Raw genomic sequence first — 21,237 nt, 5'->3', positions numbered from 1 at the left:
CCCCTCTCCTACTCCCCCCCTCTCCCCCCGCGATGCCTTCTTTTCCCCGGCCCAAACCGTAGGAACATACCAAGCAGTCGATCGCCTGTGCGCCGAACTGATCTGTCCCTACCCGCCAGGAATACCCGTTTTGATGCCTGGTGAAATCGTTACGCCACAAGCCCTTGACTACCTGCAACAAATCCTTGCCGCCGGTGGCAAAATCACAGGTTGCAACGATCCCCGCCTCCAAACTCTCAAGGTTGTGCGACAGTAAATATGAGGGAGATGGGCAAAGTAGGAGATCCTGTTTTCTCCCCTTGGGGTTGCCCACTGACAACTGACAACTGCCCACTGACAACTGCCCACTGCCCACTGACTTCCATTAAAAATAGAACTATGCTTTGGCCCTACGTCACTCCTGGTATCCCAGACGATTTATTTGAACGTTTACCGGGAATTCCCATGAGTAAGCGAGAAGTCAGACTGCTGTTACTATCTCACCTGCGACTCCAAGCAGATTCAGTGGTGTGGGACATCGGTGCAGGTACGGGTACGATCGCCGTAGAAACAGGTTTGCTGTGTCCCAAAGGTCGGATTATCGCTGTAGAAAGGGACGAAGAAGTAGCCAGCTTGATTCGCCGAAATTGCGATCGATTCGAGCTCAAGAACGTAGAAGTCATCGAAGGTAGCGCCCCTGAATGCCTCGAACACCTCCCCGAACCCCCCCACCGAGTCTGCATCGAAGGAGGGCGCCCCATTAAAATGATTCTCAAGGAAGTCTGGCGCTACTTGCAGCCCAACGGTAGAGTTGTCGCCACAGCATCGAATTTAGAGAATCTTTACGCCCTTTCCGAAAGCTTCGCCGAGTTGCAAGTCCGCAACATTGAGGTAGTCCAGTCCGCCGTCAACCGCCTGGAAACTCGCGGCCTGAGTCAAACCTTTGCCGCTGTCAATCCCATCTTTATTCTCAGCGGCGAAAAGTTGGATTAGAAGGAAGAAGGAAGAGGGAAGAGGGAAGAAGCTATTCCAATACCCAATGCCCTGTTTGGCCGATGCCCTGCGCGGGCCGATGCCCCATTCCCGATTCCCTTATGTAATTCTTAACCTTTTTTAAGTCCCGTTAACCTTCATAATAATAAGGGCGAGCATAGCTGGATAGACCGCCTGACTTGAGATATTTCGATAACCGATGGGGGATCTGGGTTGGCAGTGCAAGGTAAGAACTCGTCTCCTAACACAATCGAAAATCCCAAATCCCAAATCCCAAATCCCAAATCGAATCACCCACCGCCATCTGCAAGAGAAATTCATTTTATGCCTTGGTCTCGTATCCTGAGTGGAATAGTTGCGATCGTCCTTGCTTTGGGAATGATTATTATGGGGGGATGGTACTTCACCCTCGGCTTTGGCGTCATCGTGTACCTAGGTCAATTGGAATATTTTCAATTAGCCCGGGCTAAAGGCATTGCACCCGCTGCCAAAACGACCTTAGTTGTCAGTCAAGGCTTGCTAATTACGGCCGCCCTGGCGCCTCAACTCGTAGACGCCATGTTCCCCTTAGCCGGAACCTTAATCTGTTTCTACCTGTTATTTCAACCTAAATTATCGACGATCGCCGATATTGCCTCCTCAATTTTAGGATTGTTCTACGGCGGTTATTTGCCCAGCTATTGGGTACGCCTGAGAGTCGGCCTCGATCCAGCCAATCTCGCTACTACCCAATTTTCGCAAATAGTAGCAAGCAATTTGCCAGTTAATATTTACTCGTCCCAGTCTTGGACAAGTTCCAGCAACATATCTCTAGGATTGACTTCCCTGCTGCTGGCTTTCCTCTGTATCTGGGCCGCTGACATTGGCGCTTATTTTGTCGGCAAATTCTTCGGCCGCACTAGCCTGTCCCACATCAGCCCCAAAAAAACCGTTGAAGGTGCCGTATTTGGAGTTTGCGGCAGCATCGCCGTGGCCGCCGCCGGGTCTTGGTATTTACAATGGCCGGGGTGGCCGTATACTGGGGCAGCTTTTGGTCTGTTGATTGGCGTTGCTAGCTTGTTGGGAGATTTAACTGAGTCGATGATGAAGCGAGACGCCGGTGTTAAGGATTCGGGGCAGTTGATCCCCGGTCACGGCGGCATTCTCGATCGCACTGACAGTTATGTTTTTACTGCACCCTTAGTCTACTATTTTGTGACTTTGCTATTGCCCGCGATCGACTCTTTTTTAATTCATCGGTAATTGGGAATTGGGCATAGGGCATGGGGCATGGGGCATGGGGCATTAGTCATTGGTTATGGGTTATTGGTTATTGGTTATTGGTTATGGGTTATTGGTTATGGGTTATTAGTCATTAGTCACTGATTATTGGGAAATCTTCAAAAATAACAAATAACAAATAACAAATAACCAATAACAAATAACAACTGTCAACTGTCAACTGTCAACAATCAACAATCAACAATCAACAGCTAACTAACTAAGGCAAAACTCTAATTCCGCCCCGACAAACAATCTCCCCGAAACTCAAAATCAACTCTTCTATCTCAACTTCCTGCCCGAAATCAATTTTAAAATTATTGAAATCACTGCTCTTTAATTCTCCATCAACCTCGATTTCTGGTGATTCAAACATCAATTCGCGACCGCTAGCAATCCGCAAACCAGTCCGCAATACAACAGGAATTTGCCTACCCCCAGCGCGCAAAATTGTCGCCGCCAGCGTCAACTTCCCCGCCTCAATTTCGATCTGCGAATTTTCCAATTTCAGCGACTTTTCGCTATCTGTCAGCGGCAACATGGGCAGCAAAAATTCACTCAAAGCATCCGCCAGCAAAGGCGCTTTCAGCGACTCATTCAAATCCGCTTGAGAGAGCCTCAAAACCCCGGTCACGGGCACCGATTCGAGCAGGCGCAGCGGTTTGCCTCTCAGAGCTTGACCGAGGTTGATGCGAATTCCCCAGCCCTCTAGGGCAATTTCTGTTAGGTGTAATCCTTTATACACGGCACCGCGAGCGGCTGCCGTTACTTTGGGGATCGCACCGCTGAAAATTTGTCGATCGCTCCCCTCAATTTTTACCTTCAACTCGTCAACCTGCTGAACTTGCGATCGCAGCAACAACTGCACCGCCGGAGACAGCACCGAACTCGCGATCCGGCTGCCTTGACTCGGCGGCGGTGTCCCCCCGTCCTCGCCTAAATTAGCAGTCTCACCAGAGCCAGCAGCGCCAGCTATATCGTCAAATAACAGAGAGTGGCGATCGACAGTCATAAACAATTTCAAAATACAAACCTTAACATTCAAGCACAAAAATTTAACTAGGACTTGCTCTTGGCACCTCATAAATCCAGTTTCTGTACAGAGATATTGCCTCAACCTGTGATTTTGGGCGATCGCCGGGTTGGTTGATGAGCGCAACTGTTAAATCACTCCACAAGCAACAGAAATCTCCGATCCGCAATGCTGCTGGACAGAAAAAATCTCACCCTTTGGGCCCTCTGATGCTCTCCTGAACTCGCCAGTTGTGCGATCCCCACGTAAATTTCGCGATCGAGCGTATAAAATTAACCAGCAGTACCGGTTTTATGGTAGTGTTGGTCTATGGTCGTGTCAGACCATCACATCTCAAACCAGCAGCAAACTAACGGTGCAAGCACAAGCCTGCCGCGAGTCTTTTCCTCGTAGTTTTTGCACAACATTCAGGGTAATGCCATAAGGACAATCTGCACCGGGCGCAACCCCCTGTAATGATTGATCAGTATTATATTATTTATTCCCAACCAGGAATTGACCATTGGTAGCACCGGTTAATCCATTAACCCTGTCGTTTTTCCTCCCCTAACGCTTTGCGTTCGCGGTTTCCACACTCCCGTCATGTCCGATGAAAGGCTGCAAAAAATCCTGGCCCAGTGGGGCATTGCTTCTCGCCGTCTAGCAGAACAGATGATTGTAGCTGGACGAGTCCGAGTTAATGGCAATATTGCTGGTTTAGGACAAAAGGCAAATCCCGATCGCGATTTCATCGAAGTCGATGGAATCCCAATCAAACCAACGGATCGACCCGCTTGTGTCTATCTGTTACTCAACAAACCCGCAGGCGTAGTTTCTACTTGCAGCGATCCCAGAGATCGATCGAAAGTTCTCGACCTCCTGCCGCCCAAACTGCGATCGGGTCAAGGCATCCATCCCGTAGGACGCTTAGATGCAGATTCCACAGGCGCCCTATTGCTCACCAATGATGGTAAGCTGACATTTTGTTTGACCCATCCGCGTCACTCGATCGCCAAAACTTATCAGGTTTGGGTGCTCGGCGATCCCCCGGAACCCATACTGCAAGCGTGGCGTCAGGGCATCATCTTGTCCGGCAGAAAAACATTGCCCGCGAAAGTTAGAGTTCTCGATCGCGCGCGAGACCAAACTATGTTAGAAGTCATTCTATCAGAAGGGAGAAACCGACAGATTCGGCGCACCGCCGAACAGTTGGGATATCCCGTGGTGCGCCTGCACCGTACAGCTATTGGCCCGATTCAATTGCAGCCGCCCGCGAAGCCAATATTGCCACCAGGCTGCTACCGACCCCTAGAAGATTCAGAAATTATTTTTTTATGGAATCTAGTCAACCTAACATCAATAAGCGTGCCAGTGAATCCCCAGGAGCACAGCATATGACAAAGAATTTATTGTTTTTATTCTTCAAAACAACTAAGCAGAAACTGCATTCGCAAGAGCCAGAATCACCTCAGAAAAAACTAGCGGAAATTGGCTCTCAACTCCGACAGTATCGCGAACAGCAGTCGATTTCTTTGGACAAAGTAGCTGTGGTAACAATGATTCGGCGGAATCTGCTGCAAGCCATCGAGGACGGTCAACTAGACCAACTCCCAGAACCAGTCTACACTCAGGGTTTGATTAAACGGTACGCCGAAGCAATGGGTTTAGACCCAGCTCAGTTTGCTGACTTGTTCGCGATCGAACCGCCTGCGCGATCGGGCGCCAAGCTATCCGGGCTAAATTTGCCTCAGTTGCGACCGATGCACCTTTATCTTTTTTACACATTTCTAATTATTTGTTCGGTCAATGGCTTATCTCAGTTCATGGGCGGTTCTGTCACTGCAAAAAACGGTGCAGGAACCCAAGAACAATCGCTTCAGCAACAAGAACAAGCTCGTTTAATTGCTGAGGCCTCAAGCACCTCAAAAAATCAGAAACCGGATAGCTACACTGCTGTGGAAGCAGCAAGAACCGGTGAAAATGCAGGTAAATATGGTAACAAACCAGTGATGGTTAATGTCACTTTAAAAGCCGAATCTTGGATGCAGATTCAAGTCGATGGTAAAACAGAGTTTGAGGGAACTCTGCCTTCAGGAACTGTCCGCACCTGGCAAGCCGAAAAGCAATTGGTAGTTATAGCTGGCAACGCGGGCGGGGTGATGATTGCTGTTAATAACGGACAACCAGAACCGCTCGGAGCCACCGGAGTCGCCAAAGAAGTTGTTTTTAAAGCAGACGAACTCAAGCCTTCAGCAAAGCCCAAAAATGAAGGTTAATCGGGCATCACGAATTGGGCATCGGGCATGAGGGATGCGTAATAGTTAGTAATTAGTAGTTAGTAGTTAGTAGTTTTTCTAATAACAAATAACCAATAACCACTAACCAATGCCCTGTTTGCCCAATTCCCTATTCCCAATTCCCTATTGTCAATTTTTCTGGGGTGCGCGCCCGCAGATGTAAGTCATTGTTTTGAGGCGATCGCGCACCTCCCAATTCAAAGCTTCCCGGCGATAACGCCAGCCCCAATTTCCCTCTGCTTTCCCCGGAAAATTCATCCGCGCGTCGGTATCCAAACCCAACAAATCTTGATAGGGAACAATTGCCAAATTAGCAATAGAAATCCAACCCATGCGGATTAAAGACCAGTGAATTCCTTGGGGATCGATGCAGCCCAAATAACGCAAAACCTCATCTCTTTCGTAATTTTGCAGTTGGTTGAACCAGCCGACAGTCGTATCGTTATCGTGAGTTCCAGTGTAAACTACGCAGTTGCGAGCGTAATTGAAAGGCAAAAAAGGATCGCCCGGCCCAGCGCCGAAAGCAAACTGCAAAATCTTCATTCCCGGAAACTCAAACCGATCGCGCAAAGCTTCCACTTCCGGAGTAATTACCCCCAAATCTTCAGCGATAATCGGCAAGTTGCCGAACTTCTCGTTAATTACCTCAAACAAAGCCGTTCCCGGCGCATTAATCCACTCTCCATTCATCGCAGTTTCTTCCCCGCGCTTCACCGCCCAATAAGCGTCAAATCCTCGAAAGTGGTCGATCCGAGTCACGTCTACATAAGCGAAAATCGCTTCAAAACGCTGCACCCACCACTGAAAATTATTTGCTTGCAGAGCCTCCCAATTGTATACCGGGTTGCCCCACAATTGACCTGTGGAGCTGAAGTAATCCGGGGGAACACCGGCCATTAAAGCTGGCTCTCCACTCGCTTCATCCAAGCAAAATAACTCAGGATGCGACCATACATCAGCACTATCGTGAGCTACATAAATTGGAATGTCGCCAATAATTTTAATCTCGCGCAGATTCGCGTAGCGTTTCAACTCTGTCCACTGGCGGAAAAACTCGAACTGGACGTATTTGTAGTAATAAATCTCAGTATGTAGCTGCTGCCGCCACTTTTCTAACGCCTCTGGTTGGCGTCGGGCAATTTCTGGTTCCCAAGTGTGCCAGCTACTGCCGTTGAAGCTGTCTTTTAGTGCCATAAACAAGGCATAATCTTCCAGCCAATTCACTTTGCTCTCGCAAAAAGCTGAGAATTCTCTTTGCTGGACAGGCGATGCTTTGGCTTTGAAGTTTTCGCAAGCTTTTTTAAGCAGGGGTATTTTGTGAGCGATCGCGCGATCGAATTCTACTGTATCTAGGGGAAAATCCGGCGAATGAGCTAAATCTTCATCGCTGAGCAATTGCTCGTCCCGCAGGATTTCCGGACTCAGGAGCAGCGGGTTTCCTGCCATTGCTGAATAGCAAGAATAAGGAGAATTTCCGTATCCTGTCGGCCCCAGTGGCAATATCTGCCAGTATTGCTGGTCGCTCTCTACTAAAAAGTCAATAAAACGATATGCTTCTATTCCCATATCCCCTACGCCAAATCGGCTGGGAAAAGATGTCGGGTGGAGTAGAATGCCGCTAGCTCGGGGAAAAAGCATAATCTATCTAAAGATATAGGAGTTAAACATTGACAATTTGACCGATATTACCTACTCGTTAAACTTCGCAGTTTTTCGGGCGATTTTTAGGGCCAATACTTTTGCGATTGTCTCATATTTTCTGCGGGAAAGTGCTTGCTAAATATTTGTATCAAAATCTCATCACAAATCCCGATCGCCCGCGCAGCGAGCTTTCCAATTGAACACTTGCCCCATGCAGCTCATTGCCTCGATCCTAAATGTTTCGCTCGATCGCACCAGCGTTGCTGCGCAAGTTTATTTATAACTTTTATCTAGCTGTAGCTTGATCTGTCTGGAGTCGTAAATTGCGATCGAGGGCCAAATCGCCATCGCTCCGATCGCAGCCCGCACACAAAGACGCCGACTGTTTTTGTGTCTCCAGAAACAGTCGGCTGCTTTCATTCGCAGTGAAGAGGCTGAGTTTAAGCTTGCTTGTTCAACAGTTTCTGCACTTGTTTGATAGCTATAGCGCCCACATTGTAAGCTGCCCAGCCGCCCGCTAACAAGACGGGCGTCAATACTATCAGTATGCGGAAGTCAAATTCCATGAGTTCTCCTCCTAAAGTTTTTTAACAAATTCTCATAATCTATTTGTATCTCATTTTGTCGCCATTCTCCTGACTCTTTAAGCAAATATTGTCGGCGCCGACCAAGTTTCTCTACAGCATCAGCCGGATCTGCACCAGGACATCGGGCTGCTGGAATTGAGCTGGTGGAAACCCAAGGGCATGGAGGGCCCTCTCGGCTCTGGCGACCCCCATTATCCCACAATCAGTCTAGCAATCCCTTCGACCACCTGAGTTAGAGGATCGTTCGGGAAGCGCAGCGCAAACACCCCCTGGCTCGCCAGCAGCATCATCTTATCGCTGTGGGGGAGCACCCCCGCCACTGGGATGTCGTAAATACTCTCTACTTGCTGCTTCAAATCCTCAAAATCCAGAGACTCTGGGGCTTTGTTGATCGTCATCAAAATTTTGGGAACTTCTAATTTGCGCGCCACATCTACCGTGACAGCCGTTCCCTGAAAATCTTGCTGATCCGGACGCAGAATCAGCAGTAAAATGTCGGAAATCGTAATGCTCAGCAGAGTTTCTTCGTTGAGCCCCGGGTGCGTGTCGATAAATAGGTAGTCTAAATTGAGAGCGTCGATCAGTTCTTGAAAGCCGTCGGTAAGCAGCCCCACGTCGTAGCCTTCGCGCAAAACTCGCGCTATCTCTCCTGCTTTAATGCTCGAAGGAATTAGGTAGAGGGTGCCGTTAGTCGCTAATTTTGGCAGCAGCGAACTCACATCATAGGCCGTATCGGCGATCGGACACCGGCCCCACAGGTAATCGTTGAGACAGCGATCCATGTTGCTCTCGCTGAAACCGAACAGCACGTGAATCCCGGGTGATTGAATGTCTGTGTCTACAATCGCGACCCGATTTCCGCCGCGAGCAATAATAGATGCCAGGTTTGCAGTCGTGTTCGATTTGCCAGTTCCACCCCGGTAAGAGTGGACAGAAATGATTTTAGACATGATATGCGTATTGCAAAGATTTAACAATTATCTATTTAAGTCTAGTCATGTATTGACTTTGAAGTTGTGTATTATGTCCTATTCTTATAGAGACCGGTTGATGATTTATGTCCTCTCTATCTCAATACCCCATTGTTAACCTTTTTGTCCGAAGAGAACCCGCAAGGGCTGAGCAATCTCCGAATCTATTTTTCACATCGTTTTACGTTCCGGACTTTCTTCACCCAAGCCTATTGCTATCTAGGTGCGAGCCGACGTTGCTGCTCCCGCCCGCAATCAATCAGACTCGATAATTACGGAATTAATCAGAACCTAATAAAACTGTATTTTACAACTAAAAGTAATCTTAACAACCTTCTTCATCTCAAGATTTTTGGCAGATCCGGGCTAACAGCGTACCCAGGCAATGTAGGTGCTATTTCCAGAGACCGGGGTTAGCCGTACCTTCTCTCCTGAACCCTCGCAATCGCTTTCGACACCCACAGCCATATCTCGATCTGTGTTCCACAGTCCTTTAACATTCATGACTGTATAAACCCCAGCATATTGGGTTATATTTGACTGTGTTTTTTCCCACTATCAACCCAAGAAACGGCGACCATAAATTATGATGCAATGTATGATGCCGTCGAGTTGTCTGTCATTCTTCCTTTCCCCCCAAATCCTCCTTACCTGCTAAATTATCAATCTTTTGATCTTTGATCTTTTTTTCTTCGCTCCGGCGCTGTCGCATCTGTTTTGCTTTCGCTTGCAAATCGCTGAACTCCTCATCTGGCTTGGTTTCGCCCCCGCTAGAAACGGCGCCTGCATCGATCGCACCTGCTGTTTTTGAGGCGTTTTCGGCAGCAGTCGCGGCGGCGCGCTGCTTCTGCTGTTTGGCTTTTTGCTGCAACTGAGCTAAGTATTCGTCTGGCTGACTTTCGGCTTGGGGCATCGAGGGGACACTTGCAGTTATTTCTTCGGGTGCCGCAGGTGGTTGTTCAGAGGTTTCTTTTTTGCTAAGTCTCAGTTTATCTTTCTTTTGCTGCAATTCTTTAAAGAACTCAGATTCGGTAATTTCTGCGACTTGCTGTTCTTTTTTGGCTTGGTCTATTTCGATTTTGAACACTTGTTTGACTCGATCGCTAATTGCTTTCCCGTACCCGGCTTTATTAAATCTGTCTGCCGATACAATACTGCCACCAGTGAAGATTAATGCTAAGGCTGGGGCTGCCACAGGTACCCACCCTCCCAACATGAAAATCCCAAAGCCGATCGCGCAACACCCCGACAGAAGTCCTCCAAATGCCAGCACCAAATGGGCTGGGTGAGCCATCCGCGACGCCACGGTTCCTCCCACAATCGACCATCCCGCAATCCACAGAACTTCTGCCCATTCCGGCCAAAACCAAAACATCGGTCTCTGGTCTAAAACCGCACTCAAAAGTTGGCTAATTACTTGGGCGTGCGCCACGATCCCCGGCATGAATTGGTTGTTTTGTTGTTGCGCGCTGTAAGGAGTATAAAAGTAATCTTTAACCGTTTCTGTGGTGTAACCGATGAGGACTATTTTATCTCTCACTAAATTTGGATCGACTTTTCCTTCTAAAATATCAGTAATTGTAACTTGATTTGCGACTTGCTGCCGCCCGCGATAGTTAATTAGTATTTGATATCCCCTGACATCGGCATTGCTATATCCTCCGTCATTAGTTTGTAGTTGTTTTAATTGAGTTTCACCCAGCCAGAGAGATTGATCTGGTGCCAGTTTTGGCAATATTTTTTGCCCTTGCAGGTAGCGGAGTGTTAGCTGGAGGTTGAAGGAAAATAAAACTTTACTGCTGTCATTGCAAAGATGTTTTTCCGCCAAAGATGTACCCTGAATTTCCGGCGGTTTCATAAATAATAAAGCCCTGCGCAGTATGCCGCCGGGATCGACCCCGAAATCGGCAAATCCCACCCGGTTTTCTGACATTCCAGGAGGTGGCGGAGAACCGGGATTGTTGGGGTTCCCGTCGGTGACTAAACATACCCCAATAATTCGATCGTTTTTTTGTAAAACTTTACTTAATTCCTCGCGCCCGTCTCCTAAAGGTACGTCTCGCAGCACATCTAAGCCGATGACTGCCGGCTGCATTTTTTCGAGTTTTTGTAAGATTTCAGCTATTTTGCGATCGGATATCGGCCACTGTTTCAGTTTCTGAATGTCTGCTTCGGTAATCCCCACAACTAGCAAGCGCGAGTCTGGCTTGGACTCGGGACGCCACCTCACCATTTGGTCGTAGGCGGTTAATTCAATTGGTTCGAGTATTCCTAGCTGTCTCCCACCCACCAAGGATAATGTTACTGCCGCGCTAGCAATTAATACCGACCTAGCAAGGAAGAGTGATGGTTTAGACATTTGACTCAATTGAGCCACTGCCGATCGCATTTTGTTAAATATTTTAGTCATGATCCCACCATCAAAATTTGCATCTTTTTACAAGCACAGCATTTGTTTCCCCTGACAGCCCGCTGCGCTAGACTTCCTCAATCCTAGAACACCCGGAAACTCCGACCGCTTTGTAACAATTTTTTACAGTCTGCCACCTGGTTATGTGTATGCAATGATACTGCCAAGGTCTGTCAGGGGATTTTTGGGCCCCAGAATCACTTGCCGATCGAATTAATTAATGTTATTGATGATATGTCAAGGTAGAAATTGTATATCTGCGTGCTGAGACTAGCGTCTCAAAAATATTGGTCGCTATCGGGGAGTATCTGTGTTTGCAATATTATAGTGAAAGGTACAAAAAAATGAAACGTTTTCTACATGGAGCTAAGCTAGCGATCGCCTTATCTGCATCTGCGCTATCGGCTACCCTCCCCAGCGCGCTGGCCTCCTTGCCGGCACAACCCGAGCCGTTGCTGCTGAGTCAGAGTGTAAATTTCCAGCCTCCCAACGTCACAGCACCGGGGGGCCGACAAGGAGGGACACATCGCGGTTCCAAGCTTTGTCCGGCGGGTTTATCAATTACTCCTTTAGTACCTCCCACTAATATCGGTTTAACTCTTACAGAGTCTCCCACAATTTTTGTGTACCTCCCTCAAACATCAGCAGAAATAGAGTTTACCTTGCTGACAGAAAACGAGGACAAAGTTGTCTACGAAAAAACATTTAAAGTTGACAAATCCGGAATTGTGGGAATAGCGATTCCTGCTAGCAGTGACAGCAATAAATCCTTGGAAGTTGGCAAGCGATACGTGTGGTCGTTTTCGATGGTTTGCGAACCAGAAGACCGATCGGCAGATTTAGTTACTAAAGGCTTTGTGCAGCGCATAGAACCCCAGCCAAATCTCAAAAGCGATTTGGTTGCAAATCCTGACCCCATGACCAGGCTGGACGTTTACGCTAAAAATGGGATTTGGTACGAAACTCTCGCTACTTTAGCCCAAATGCGCCGTCAGACACCGGGAGATGCAAGGCTGAACGCGAAGTGGACACAATTGTTGGAGTCGCAAGGACTCGAATCAGTAGCAGCTCAACCGCTGGTTGGGCCCCTTTAAAACTCGCTATTGGTTGAAGTTTTCTCTGTCTTCCTATCAAAATGTGAAAACTCACAAATTTACCCGATCGCGCCCGGAGTTAAGTTAAAACTCCGGGTTGACAGTAGAGACGCGATCTACAATATCTCTACAAGTTGGTGAAAAAAATGAAACGCTTGATAAATTTGGCTGCATTGGCGATCTCCGTATTAGCTATCTCACTGACTCTCCCCAATTTGCTGCGAGCCGTGGACGCTGTACCCCCACCAATTCTGCTGAGTCAGAATGTTAATTTCAAACCTCCAGATGTCACAGCCCCCGACAACAGACAAGGGGGAACGCATCGAGGCTGTCAGTTGCGAGATGGTTTATTTATTACTCCCTTAATACCCGAAAGCAATATTGGCTTAACCCTAACAGAGTCGCCCATATTTTTTGTCTACGTTTCTCAACCAGCGGCTCAAGTCGAGTTTGTTTTGCTAAACGAGGATGAATCCGAAGTAGTTTACGAATCTAGTTTAAAAGTTGACAAAGCCGGAATTGTAGGAATTAGCATTTCTGATAAAGGCAAGACCAAAAATATTGAAGTTGGGAAGAGATATGTGTGGTCGTTTGCACTAGCTTGCGATCCTCAAGAGCGCTCCGGAGATTATATTGTTAGAGGATGGATACAGCGAATCGAAGCCCAGGGAAATCTCAAAAGCGACTTAGCAGCAAATCCCGACCAGAGGGCGAGGTTGATTGCTTATGCTAAAAATGGCATTTGGTACGAAACTGTTGCGACTCTAGCCCAAATGCGCAACCGCGCGCCCGACGATGCGAGTCTCAAGGCCGAGTGGACGCAATTGCTGAAGTCGCAAAAACTCGAAGCGATCGCCGATCAACCGCTAGTTCAGTCTTTTTAAGAGAAACTATTCACCAAATCCCCAATCTCAAATCTCAAATCACTTGATGACTAATAACTCTCCAACAATTCTAGCCCTTGATTTTGATGGTGTAATTTGTGACGGACTAATCGAATATTTCCAAACAGCTTGGCGCAGCTACTGTCAAATCTGGAAACCCATCGAAACAGTCCCCGATCCAGATTTAGCTTTCAGTTTCTACCGAGTCCGGCCAGCCATCGAAACCGGCTGGGAAATGCCCCTGCTGATTCGCGCCCTGCTGACAGGAATTACCGAAGAGCAAATTTTGCTAGACTGGCCAAACATTGTCCCGCAGATATTGACCGAAAATAATTTAAAAGCCCAGTCTGTCGGCGCAATGTTAGACGGACTGCGCGATAATTGGATTGCTGAGGATTTAGCTGGGTGGCTGTCTTTGCACCGCTTTTATCCTGGAGTAGCCGATCGCCTCCACTCCTTACAAGACGGTTCGGTCAAAGTCGCGATCGTCACAACCAAGGAAGGCCGTTTTGTGCGGGAACTTTTGCAGCTAGGGGGCGTACAAATGCCGTCGGAGTTAATTTTTGGCAAAGAATACAACAAGCCGAAACACCAAATATTGCGGGAATTTTTGGCAGCGTCTGGCAAAGATGCGACTATTTGGTTTGTGGAAGATCGGTTAAAAACTTTGGTTTCTGTCAAACAGCAGCCGGATTTATCTCAGGTGAGATTGTTTTTGGCTGACTGGGGTTACAATACTTTGGCAGAACGGGAATCTGTGGCTCAAAATCCACCAGTTCAATTGCTTTCTCTGTCGCAGTTTGCCGGAGATTTTGTCGATTGGCTGCCCGACGAATGTTGATGTTAGACTTGTTGGCAGGGAGATTTTTTTCGCTTAGCAGAGTCAAAAAAAATCCCCAAATTTTAGATTTTTTTTGTTGACTTTTGCGGCGTTGGCATGGTATTTTTATATAATGGGATGGTTGCGAAAATATTATTTTTGAACATATTCCCATTATGATATAAATATAATAACAATAATTCCCCAACAAAGCAAGGATATCGATCAAAAAAATCGATTTTTTTATGTCGATGACCCAGTAATAAAATAGGTTCGTAGTGAGGACTTTAGTCCTCTCTTGGATGCGGAAGGGAGTCCTCACTACGAACCAATGTGAGGCTTAAAATCAATGCTAGATTTAACTAAAGCAGCCAAAGCAATGCAGGGAATGAGCCAACATTTAAATGTGGAGGCTTTGGCGGCACGCTTGCGTTTGCAAGTGGCTCAGAATTTGCTAGAACAGGCGGCGGTGGGACAAGAAAAATTGGTAGAATTGCAAGAGAGTTGGAGCGATCGCACTTTATTCAATGCAGCCACGCCGATCGAGCCCTTGGACGATCGCACCTACATCACCGCACCGCCCGCCGCCCACACAGTTTTCGCCACAGACGGATCGCAAATTTCACCCAGCCATCACGAAATAGCCTACTGCTACCTGATCAACGTCGGTACAGTCATGCTGCACTACGGCCAAAGTCGCCACCCAATTTTAGACAGCGTGCCCGAAGTTTTCTACAAACCCGAAGACTTGTATGCTTCGCGCCAGTGGGGAATTAGAACCGAAGAGTGGATGGGATACCGGCGCGCCGTTTCCGAAGCCATCGCCCTCGCGGAAATGGGCTGCAATTGGGCAAAATTTAACGACAATCAACTACCCGCGCCAACTTTGGCAATGGTAGATGGTTCCCTGATTTATTGGTTTTTGGAACAGTTACCTAGCGAAGCGCGCGATCGAATTTTGCAGCCAATTTTAGAAGCTTGGGACAAATTGCGCTTAGCAAAAATTCCCTTATTAGGATACTTGAGCGCTTCTCGCAGCACCGAAAGCTTATCTTTTTTGCGGTTTCAAGCTTGCACCCACGAAGTACCAGACTGCATGACAAACTGCCCCAACGTCGGATTTTCCGCCACCAGTGCTTTCGACGAAAAAGCACCTTGTCAAGAATTTGAACCATTGCGAGATGCCGTCTTGTGGGCCACAATCCTGCTACCCGGACAAAGAAGCCCGTTGTGGAAATCCCACGCTCGAATTTTAGATTTGTACGGTCTCAATCCCATCTATTTTTGTTACGTTCATGTTGGCACAGAAATTGCTAGAATAGAAGTTCCGGAATGGGTAGCACAAGATAAAACAGAGCTAGATTTAGCCTTAGGAATGATGCTAGCTCAAGTACACAAAGGCGGCGGCTATCCCGTGACGCTAGCAGAAGCCCACAACCAAGCAGTTGTCACCGGGGGCGATCGAAGTAGCTTTTTTGCTTTGTTAGAGCAGCAAATGATTAAAGCTGGTTTAAAAAATGTCGGCATTTCTAATAAGGAAACCCGGAAGCGCGGCAGTATTGCTTGAATTTAAAATTAGAGTTAAAAATGTTATATGCCCCTAGAATTAATCATCTTAATAGCTTCCTTACTTGTTTCTTGGCTGGTATTTAATTGGGCTTTTAAAGTATTGAAAGCCAGCGTCGGGACAGCGATTGCTCTAGCAGCAATTGTGTTGGCGATGCAGTTATTGTTTGGTATCGGGCCAAATCAGCTTTTTCAACACATAACTCACCTGCCACAAACCCTTGGGAAAATCATTTTTGGTAAGTGATATGATTTTAGATTTGCGATTTTAGATTTTAGATTTGTTCTCTCATCTAAAATCTAAAACCGCAAATCTACCGAGTTTAGGAAAAAAAATCCTTTCTCCTGACTTCCTTCGGTCAACTGTCAACTGTCAACTGTCAACTGTCAACTGTCAACTGTCTAACTTCCGAGCATTTGCAGCTTGTACAAACTGGCATACAAACCTTCTTGCTGCAACAACTCTTCGTGGCTGCCAGACTCTACTAACTGCCCGCGTTTGAGTACCAAAATGCGATCGACATTTCGGATAGTCGAGAGCCTGTGAGCAATGATTATCGCCGTTCTGTCCACCATCAAACGCTCCAGAGCCTCTTGAATCAAAGCTTCCGTCCCCACATCCAAACTAGCAGTCGCCTCGTCCAGAACTAAAATACTGGGGTTGCGAATAGCCGCGCGAGCAAACGCTAACAACTGCTTTTGTCCCCCCGAAAGATTAGTTCCCCTCTCCCGCAATTGCGTGTCATAACCTTGAGGCAATTCTTCAATTAAACGAGCAACATTCGTCTTTTCTGCTGCTGCTCGAATCTCCTCCATCGAGTAACTTTCGCCAAGGCTAATATTGCTCTTCACATCGCCAGCAAATAGAAAGCCATCTTGAATAATCACGCCTACGTGTCTCCGCAATTCTGCTTGAGGTAAATCCCGAATATCTACATGATTAACCAAAATTCTGCCCCTTGTCGGTTCGTATAGACGACACAGAAGACGAATAATTGAACTTTTTCCTGCACCTGTCGGGCCAACTAATGCGACTTTTTCGCCAGATTTGATGGTAAAATTCAGGTCTTGCAGAACATATTCGTTTTCTTTGTAAGCAAACCATACATTGTCAAATTGGATTTCTCCTGATGCGGCTTGGTTTGATTGGGCATGAGCAACTAGGGATTTTTGATTGTTAGCTGATAGGCGATATTCAGAAGTTACAGGAGTTTGATTGCTTTCTACCAATTCTGGTTCATTTGAAGATAAATTATAAGCAAGTGCCTCTGGATGACCGGCCATCAGCAACGGCGAATAATATTCCCTTCTTCCTGCTTCCCTCTTCCTTCTATTCTTTAAATCCCGTACATTGCTCGCTGCCGAACCTCTATCCGTGACATCCGTTAAATCCGTTACATAATCCGTTGCCGAACTTCCTTCATTCCCCCCGCTAGTTGGATCTTTAATTTCGATCGGTTCGTTGAGAATATCGCTAATCCGTTCGACGGCAGTAAATCCTGCTTGAATTGCCGTAAATTTCTCCGCAAATTGTCGCAGCGGATCGAAGAGACGCTGAGCAAATAAAATAAATGCAGACAGAGTACCAAAGTTAATTGTACCTTGCAGAAGGCTTTGACCGCCCATCCACAAAACGGCTGCAATCGCCACTAAAGCAATCCATTCTAATGTCGCAGATACGGCTGAGTCGTAAAAGATAGTTTTATCAACGGCTTTAATGTAGCGTTTGTTGGTGACACTAAACAATTCTGAGTTGAATCTTTCGCGGCGGAAAAGCTGCACTACACCAATACCAGTCAGGTTTTCTTGCAGTTGGGCGTTGAGATCGGAAAGTTCTTCTCTGGTAGTGTAATTTGCAATTCGATACTGGTACTGAAAATAAATGATTAAAGCAGTAATCGGTATCATCATCATCACCAACATTAAAGCTAATTGCCACTGCATGGTAAACATGAAAATGGCAATTACTAAAATCGAAAATAAATCGCTAACAATCCCGATCGCCCCTGAGGAAAAAACCTCTCCCAAAGCTTCCACGTCACTGGTGAGGCGCGTCATCAATTTACCGACAGGAGTGCGATCGAAAAATCGCACCGCTAGCGATGTGACGTGGGCGAACAAATCATTTCTAATATCAGTAGTAATAATTTGCCCTACTTTTGTGACTAAATATCCTTGAACTGATTGCAGTCCCAATCTAAATGTTATAGTTAGCATCAGCAAGACTGCCAAAACATTTAATGCAGAAGATAAAGGCAATCCCTGTAAAAATTGATAGGTAGGTTCTGCTCGAATTACCGAAATTGCCTGTCCGATCAGAATCGGTTGAATTGCTCCTGAGACTGCTAGCGGTACTAATAGTGCGATCGAAATAATCAGCAAGCGTTTGCTGCGGGTTGCGTAAGATGCCAACCTCATGAATAACCGCCAGTCTGTATCGCGACGGGGTTGGTTTTTGGTGTCTGCTACTGCTGAGGAAATCGTCATTTACAGGAAAACTGGTATAATACATCCAATTAATAATTGTAACAAATAAAATCAATATGCTGCACGAATAACTAAGCTCACCTAAAAAAACGAATAGTTAGAATCCCGATTTCTTAAATAAGTCAGGGTTCTAGTAGTAGCGAATGTTTTTAGCAAGACTTGTAAAAATAGGTGTGATAATTCAGTATTAGAAGTTATTCAGCAAAAAAGTAGAGCACCCTAAAATAAACTTAGCAATAGCAACTCACATTTGGACGCTGCATTGTTTAGCGAACTGGTACAGATAATCTTAAGCTACCACCAGTTATGTTAGCATTGATATTGCCCGCACGGGAGCCGATCAATTTGCTAGCATCATTACTGCTAATCCCCAACGTTTTGGCAACAGAAGCACTACCCGTTTGTACAAGTAGTTGTTGAACATTCATGCCATTAAAATTTTGTAGCTCTTGATTAATGAGTTGATTAACAGATCCATTGACACGAAATCTCGAAATCAAAGCATCAAGAATGTCACCATACCACTTATCGGCACCTCGAATATTAGTCTTACCCGCTTCTGCGAAGAGCTTTCCATTCCCGATCTTAATACTGAAAGGTTGAGAGAAAGAACCGCTGACGGAAACCCAAGGGGTATATTTCTTTTTTCCCAAGAAACTTCCTAAATACTCTCGGGCTTGGAAACGCCAGTTGCCGTTAATAACTAAGCCACCTTCTGTGAAGGAAACTCGCATATCATTAACATCAAATCGTTGATAATCAGTATCTTTGTATCGTCCTCCATTGGCACTCAGAATAGAATCGATCGGACCAGCCAACAAAGCTACTGGAATAGCCACTTGCAGAACTCCATTACTGACTGAAGCTTCTGGTTGCAGCTTGGGTATTTTGAAGGCAATTAATTGCTTTGGTGTTGAAGTAATGGGAGAAGCTGCTGATGCAGGACTTACAGCAGAGAGCAAGGATGCTGCTATTACCGAAACAATTGCCACCGTTCTTTTCTGGATAACATTCATCATAATTTCCTCGTGATTCTTTGTTGTGTTGGTTGCTGAATGAATCTATCCTAATAGCGTTTTTTAGATATGACAATCATAAAAAATACGAAAAATTCATACAAATTACAGTCTTCGATATTGCAAACCAACAGGAAAATCGATCGACAAATAAGAAAAAGCCAGAAAAAATATGATGTGAATAATAATAAATAGCTAACATGGATCGCCCTACAAACTCTCGTTAGCTCCTGATAAGCTTAGAAATACCGGGTTTCTGAGCAAAATATAGGCTTGGGTGCTATATTCTCTGTCATAAACCCGGTATTTAACTATTGTCTCGGTCGATCGACCTTTTATCCGATCGAGCAGCGTAGGTGCCTGTTGTGGAGTGCGGGATGTGAGTTTAAACTCCGAATTATGGTATACCTCATAAACCCGCAATCTCCTGTATAAACAATAAACATCTCATGATCCCGATGACGTTCTTTAACAAGTATTTGTCGTCGATCGTCCGTATTTTTGTATTGCCCTCCACTCACATTGACAATATAGTCGATCGGAATATCCAAAAAAGATGCTGGAATAGTATCTTGAAGATGTCCATTATTGACTGAAACTTCAGGCGGCAGGTTGGGTATTGTGAAAGCAATTAATTGCTTTGGCGTTGAGCTAATGGGAGAAGCTGCTGATGCAGGACTTACAGCAGAGAGCAAGGATGTTGCTATTGCCGAAACAATTGCCACCTTTCTTTTCAGGGTGATATTCATTATAATTTCCTCTTAATTCTTTGTTGTTTATTTTTCCGAATGAATTTATCTTAATAGCTTTTTTTCGACATAACAATCAGAAAAACTAGGAAAATATCACACAAATTACCGCATTTTTTTGGCAAACAAACAGGGGAATTTATCGATAAATAAGAAAAACTCATAAAAAATATGATGCTAATAATAATAAATGCGTGACCGGAGGCGATCGCCACTAGATATCTCCTATAATTATTGTGGAACAGGCATCTTGCCTGTTCAAGAATGGTAATAGGTAACAGTCAACTGTCAACTCTCAACTGCTATATATTCCCGTACATTTTTCAGTCAACTTGTACGGATAATATCAAGCTATCACCAGTTATGTTGGCATTTATATTACCCGCGCAAGAGTCGATCGATCGGCTAGCATCATTACTCCTAATCCCCAACGCTTGAGCAACTGGATCGCTACCCGCTTCGACAAATAGTTGTTGAAGACTCATACCATTAAAATTTTGTAGTTCTCGATTAATGAGTTGGTTAACAGATCCATTGACACGAAATCTCGAAATCAAAGCATAAAGAATCTCAGGATACCACTTGTCGGTACCTCGGATATCGATCTTACTCGCTTCTGCTAAGAGCCTTCCGTTCCGAATCTTAATAATGAAAGATTGAGAGAAAGAACCGCCGATCGAAACCCAGGGACTATATTTCTTTTTTCCCAGGCAACTTCCTAAATACTCTCTGGCTTGGAGATGCCAGTTGCCGTCGATCACTAAGCCGTATTCTGTGAAAGAAACTCGCATATCACTAACATCAAGTCGTCGAACGTCAGTATCTTCGTATCTTCCTCCGTTGGCACTGACAATAGTATTGATGAGGACTTCCAAGCAAGCCACTGGAATAGCTACTTGAAGAACTCCATTACTGACTGAAGCTTCAGGCTGCATAATTACCTCGTGATTTTTGTGTGTGCTGGTTGCTGAATGAATTTATACCAAATCCGAGTTAGCCATCCCTTGATGACGGGCGCGGTTAAAACCGCATCTACAAAAACTTTCGTTGCCTTCGCCGACTCAAAAATAAATGGGGTAGCAACCAGGATTAGGTATTATATTAATAGCTATTTTTAGATAGATTAATCATAAGAAATAGGAAAATTTCAGATAAATTCCTGTGTTATTTGGGTAAAAAATCGGGAGTGCGATCGACAAATAAGAAAAAATAAGGAAAAATATGATGTGAATAAAAATAAATAGCTAAACGGGGGCGATCGCTTCTACAGCCTCTCGTCAAATCGTTGATATAGCTTAGTTCTAGCAGTTACCTCAAGTTATATCCAATCCGGTAGCATCGGAATTAATGTTACCTACAGTCAGGACACGGCAGTGCCTATTGGTGACAACTTAAGGCTGTTTCCCTCAGTCCGGCAGTCCGGCAGGGGTTTAAACCCCTGCCTCAAAGCTGAAGTCCTCTCAAAGAGGAC

The 21,237-nt window shown here is 45.8% G+C and carries 18 protein-coding genes and 1 pseudogene; 10 read left to right on the top strand and 9 right to left on the bottom strand.

Annotation, left to right across the window (positions count from 1 at the left end):
* From QT974_RS11420 to QT974_RS11410, 3 genes and pseudogenes are all read left to right on the top strand, one after another.
* A pseudogene (locus tag QT974_RS11420) lies at positions 1-256 on the top strand (aminotransferase class I/II-fold pyridoxal phosphate-dependent enzyme); the annotation flags it as partial.
* A 122-nt stretch (positions 257-378) separates the two neighbouring features.
* On the top strand, positions 379-972 hold the full coding sequence (cbiT, locus tag QT974_RS11415) for a precorrin-6Y C5,15-methyltransferase subunit CbiT (protein ID WP_333468599.1): 594 nt from the start codon (positions 379-381) through the stop codon (positions 970-972).
* 324 nt (positions 973-1,296) lie between these two features.
* Entirely contained in the window at positions 1,297-2,214 is a 918-nt protein-coding gene (locus QT974_RS11410) for a phosphatidate cytidylyltransferase (protein ID WP_333468598.1), read from the top strand.
* 238 nt (positions 2,215-2,452) lie between these two features.
* Here the strand turns inward: QT974_RS11410 and QT974_RS11405 are convergent, their stop codons facing one another.
* Entirely contained in the window at positions 2,453-3,316 is an 864-nt protein-coding gene (locus QT974_RS11405) for an LmeA family phospholipid-binding protein (RefSeq protein ID WP_333468597.1), read from the bottom strand.
* Between the two features lie 531 nt (positions 3,317-3,847).
* Here QT974_RS11405 and QT974_RS11400 point away from each other — a divergent pair.
* Together QT974_RS11400 and QT974_RS11395 are read left to right on the top strand one after the other, a co-directional pair.
* Complete coding sequence (locus tag QT974_RS11400) at positions 3,848-4,642, top strand: pseudouridine synthase (RefSeq protein WP_333468596.1); 795 nt, start codon at positions 3,848-3,850, stop codon at positions 4,640-4,642.
* A complete protein-coding gene (locus QT974_RS11395) occupies positions 4,639-5,520 on the top strand; it encodes a helix-turn-helix domain-containing protein (protein ID WP_333468595.1) in 882 nt (293 codons plus the stop codon). The genes QT974_RS11400 and QT974_RS11395 overlap by 4 nt, the downstream gene beginning before the upstream one ends.
* Positions 5,521-5,670: 150 nt before the next feature.
* Here the strand turns inward: QT974_RS11395 and malQ are convergent, their stop codons facing one another.
* The 4 genes from malQ to QT974_RS11375 all read right to left on the bottom strand — a co-directional run bounded on the left by malQ (position 5,671) and on the right by QT974_RS11375 (position 11,150).
* Entirely contained in the window at positions 5,671-7,179 is a 1,509-nt protein-coding gene (malQ, locus tag QT974_RS11390; protein ID WP_333468594.1) for a 4-alpha-glucanotransferase, read from the bottom strand.
* A gap of 443 nt (positions 7,180-7,622) precedes the next feature.
* Complete coding sequence (locus QT974_RS11385; RefSeq protein ID WP_333468593.1) at positions 7,623-7,748, bottom strand: photosystem II protein Y; 126 nt, start codon at positions 7,746-7,748, stop codon at positions 7,623-7,625.
* Between the two features lie 212 nt (positions 7,749-7,960).
* Complete coding sequence (locus tag QT974_RS11380) at positions 7,961-8,719, bottom strand: MinD/ParA family ATP-binding protein (RefSeq protein ID WP_333468592.1); 759 nt, start codon at positions 8,717-8,719, stop codon at positions 7,961-7,963.
* A gap of 640 nt (positions 8,720-9,359) precedes the next feature.
* Positions 9,360-11,150, bottom strand: coding sequence for a CHASE2 domain-containing protein (locus tag QT974_RS11375; RefSeq protein WP_333468591.1), 1,791 nt, complete (start codon positions 11,148-11,150; stop codon positions 9,360-9,362).
* Between the two features lie 344 nt (positions 11,151-11,494).
* On the opposite strand from QT974_RS11375, the gene QT974_RS11370 reads away from it, so the two are divergent.
* The 5 genes from QT974_RS11370 to QT974_RS11350 all read left to right on the top strand — a co-directional run bounded on the left by QT974_RS11370 (position 11,495) and on the right by QT974_RS11350 (position 15,761).
* Positions 11,495-12,244, top strand: a complete 750-nt coding sequence (locus QT974_RS11370; protein WP_333468590.1) for a DUF928 domain-containing protein — start codon at positions 11,495-11,497, stop codon at positions 12,242-12,244.
* A 146-nt stretch (positions 12,245-12,390) separates the two neighbouring features.
* Positions 12,391-13,128: a DUF928 domain-containing protein gene (locus tag QT974_RS11365; RefSeq protein WP_333468589.1), complete on the top strand. Its 738-nt coding sequence runs from the start codon at positions 12,391-12,393 to the stop codon at positions 13,126-13,128.
* 46 nt (positions 13,129-13,174) lie between these two features.
* The gene (locus QT974_RS11360) at positions 13,175-13,969 is read left to right on the top strand and encodes an HAD family hydrolase (RefSeq protein WP_333468588.1); all 795 of its coding nucleotides are present in this window, start codon (positions 13,175-13,177) and stop codon (positions 13,967-13,969) included.
* Between the two features lie 328 nt (positions 13,970-14,297).
* The gene (locus QT974_RS11355; RefSeq protein WP_333468587.1) at positions 14,298-15,515 is read left to right on the top strand and encodes a DNA double-strand break repair nuclease NurA; all 1,218 of its coding nucleotides are present in this window, start codon (positions 14,298-14,300) and stop codon (positions 15,513-15,515) included.
* 27 nt (positions 15,516-15,542) lie between these two features.
* A complete protein-coding gene (locus QT974_RS11350; protein WP_333468586.1) occupies positions 15,543-15,761 on the top strand; it encodes a hypothetical protein in 219 nt (72 codons plus the stop codon).
* A gap of 155 nt (positions 15,762-15,916) precedes the next feature.
* Here the strand turns inward: QT974_RS11350 and QT974_RS11345 are convergent, their stop codons facing one another.
* From QT974_RS11345 to QT974_RS11330, 4 genes are all read right to left on the bottom strand, one after another.
* Positions 15,917-18,001, bottom strand: coding sequence for an ABC transporter ATP-binding protein (locus QT974_RS11345; protein WP_333468585.1), 2,085 nt, complete (start codon positions 17,999-18,001; stop codon positions 15,917-15,919).
* A gap of 266 nt (positions 18,002-18,267) precedes the next feature.
* Positions 18,268-19,020, bottom strand: coding sequence for a hypothetical protein (locus QT974_RS11340; protein WP_333468584.1), 753 nt, complete (start codon positions 19,018-19,020; stop codon positions 18,268-18,270).
* A gap of 332 nt (positions 19,021-19,352) precedes the next feature.
* Positions 19,353-19,766: a hypothetical protein gene (locus QT974_RS11335; protein ID WP_333468583.1), complete on the bottom strand. Its 414-nt coding sequence runs from the start codon at positions 19,764-19,766 to the stop codon at positions 19,353-19,355.
* A gap of 323 nt (positions 19,767-20,089) precedes the next feature.
* Positions 20,090-20,701, bottom strand: a complete 612-nt coding sequence (locus QT974_RS11330; RefSeq protein WP_333468582.1) for a hypothetical protein — start codon at positions 20,699-20,701, stop codon at positions 20,090-20,092.
* Positions 20,702-21,237: the final 536 nt, after the last annotated feature.

It is taken from the genome of Microcoleus sp. BM001215392, from assembly GCF_036700185.1.
GTDB lineage: Bacteria > Cyanobacteriota > Cyanobacteriia > Cyanobacteriales > Microcoleaceae > Microcoleus.
The sequence above is the reverse complement of the archived record's forward strand: the minus strand, read 5'-3'. Positions and strand labels throughout refer to the sequence as shown.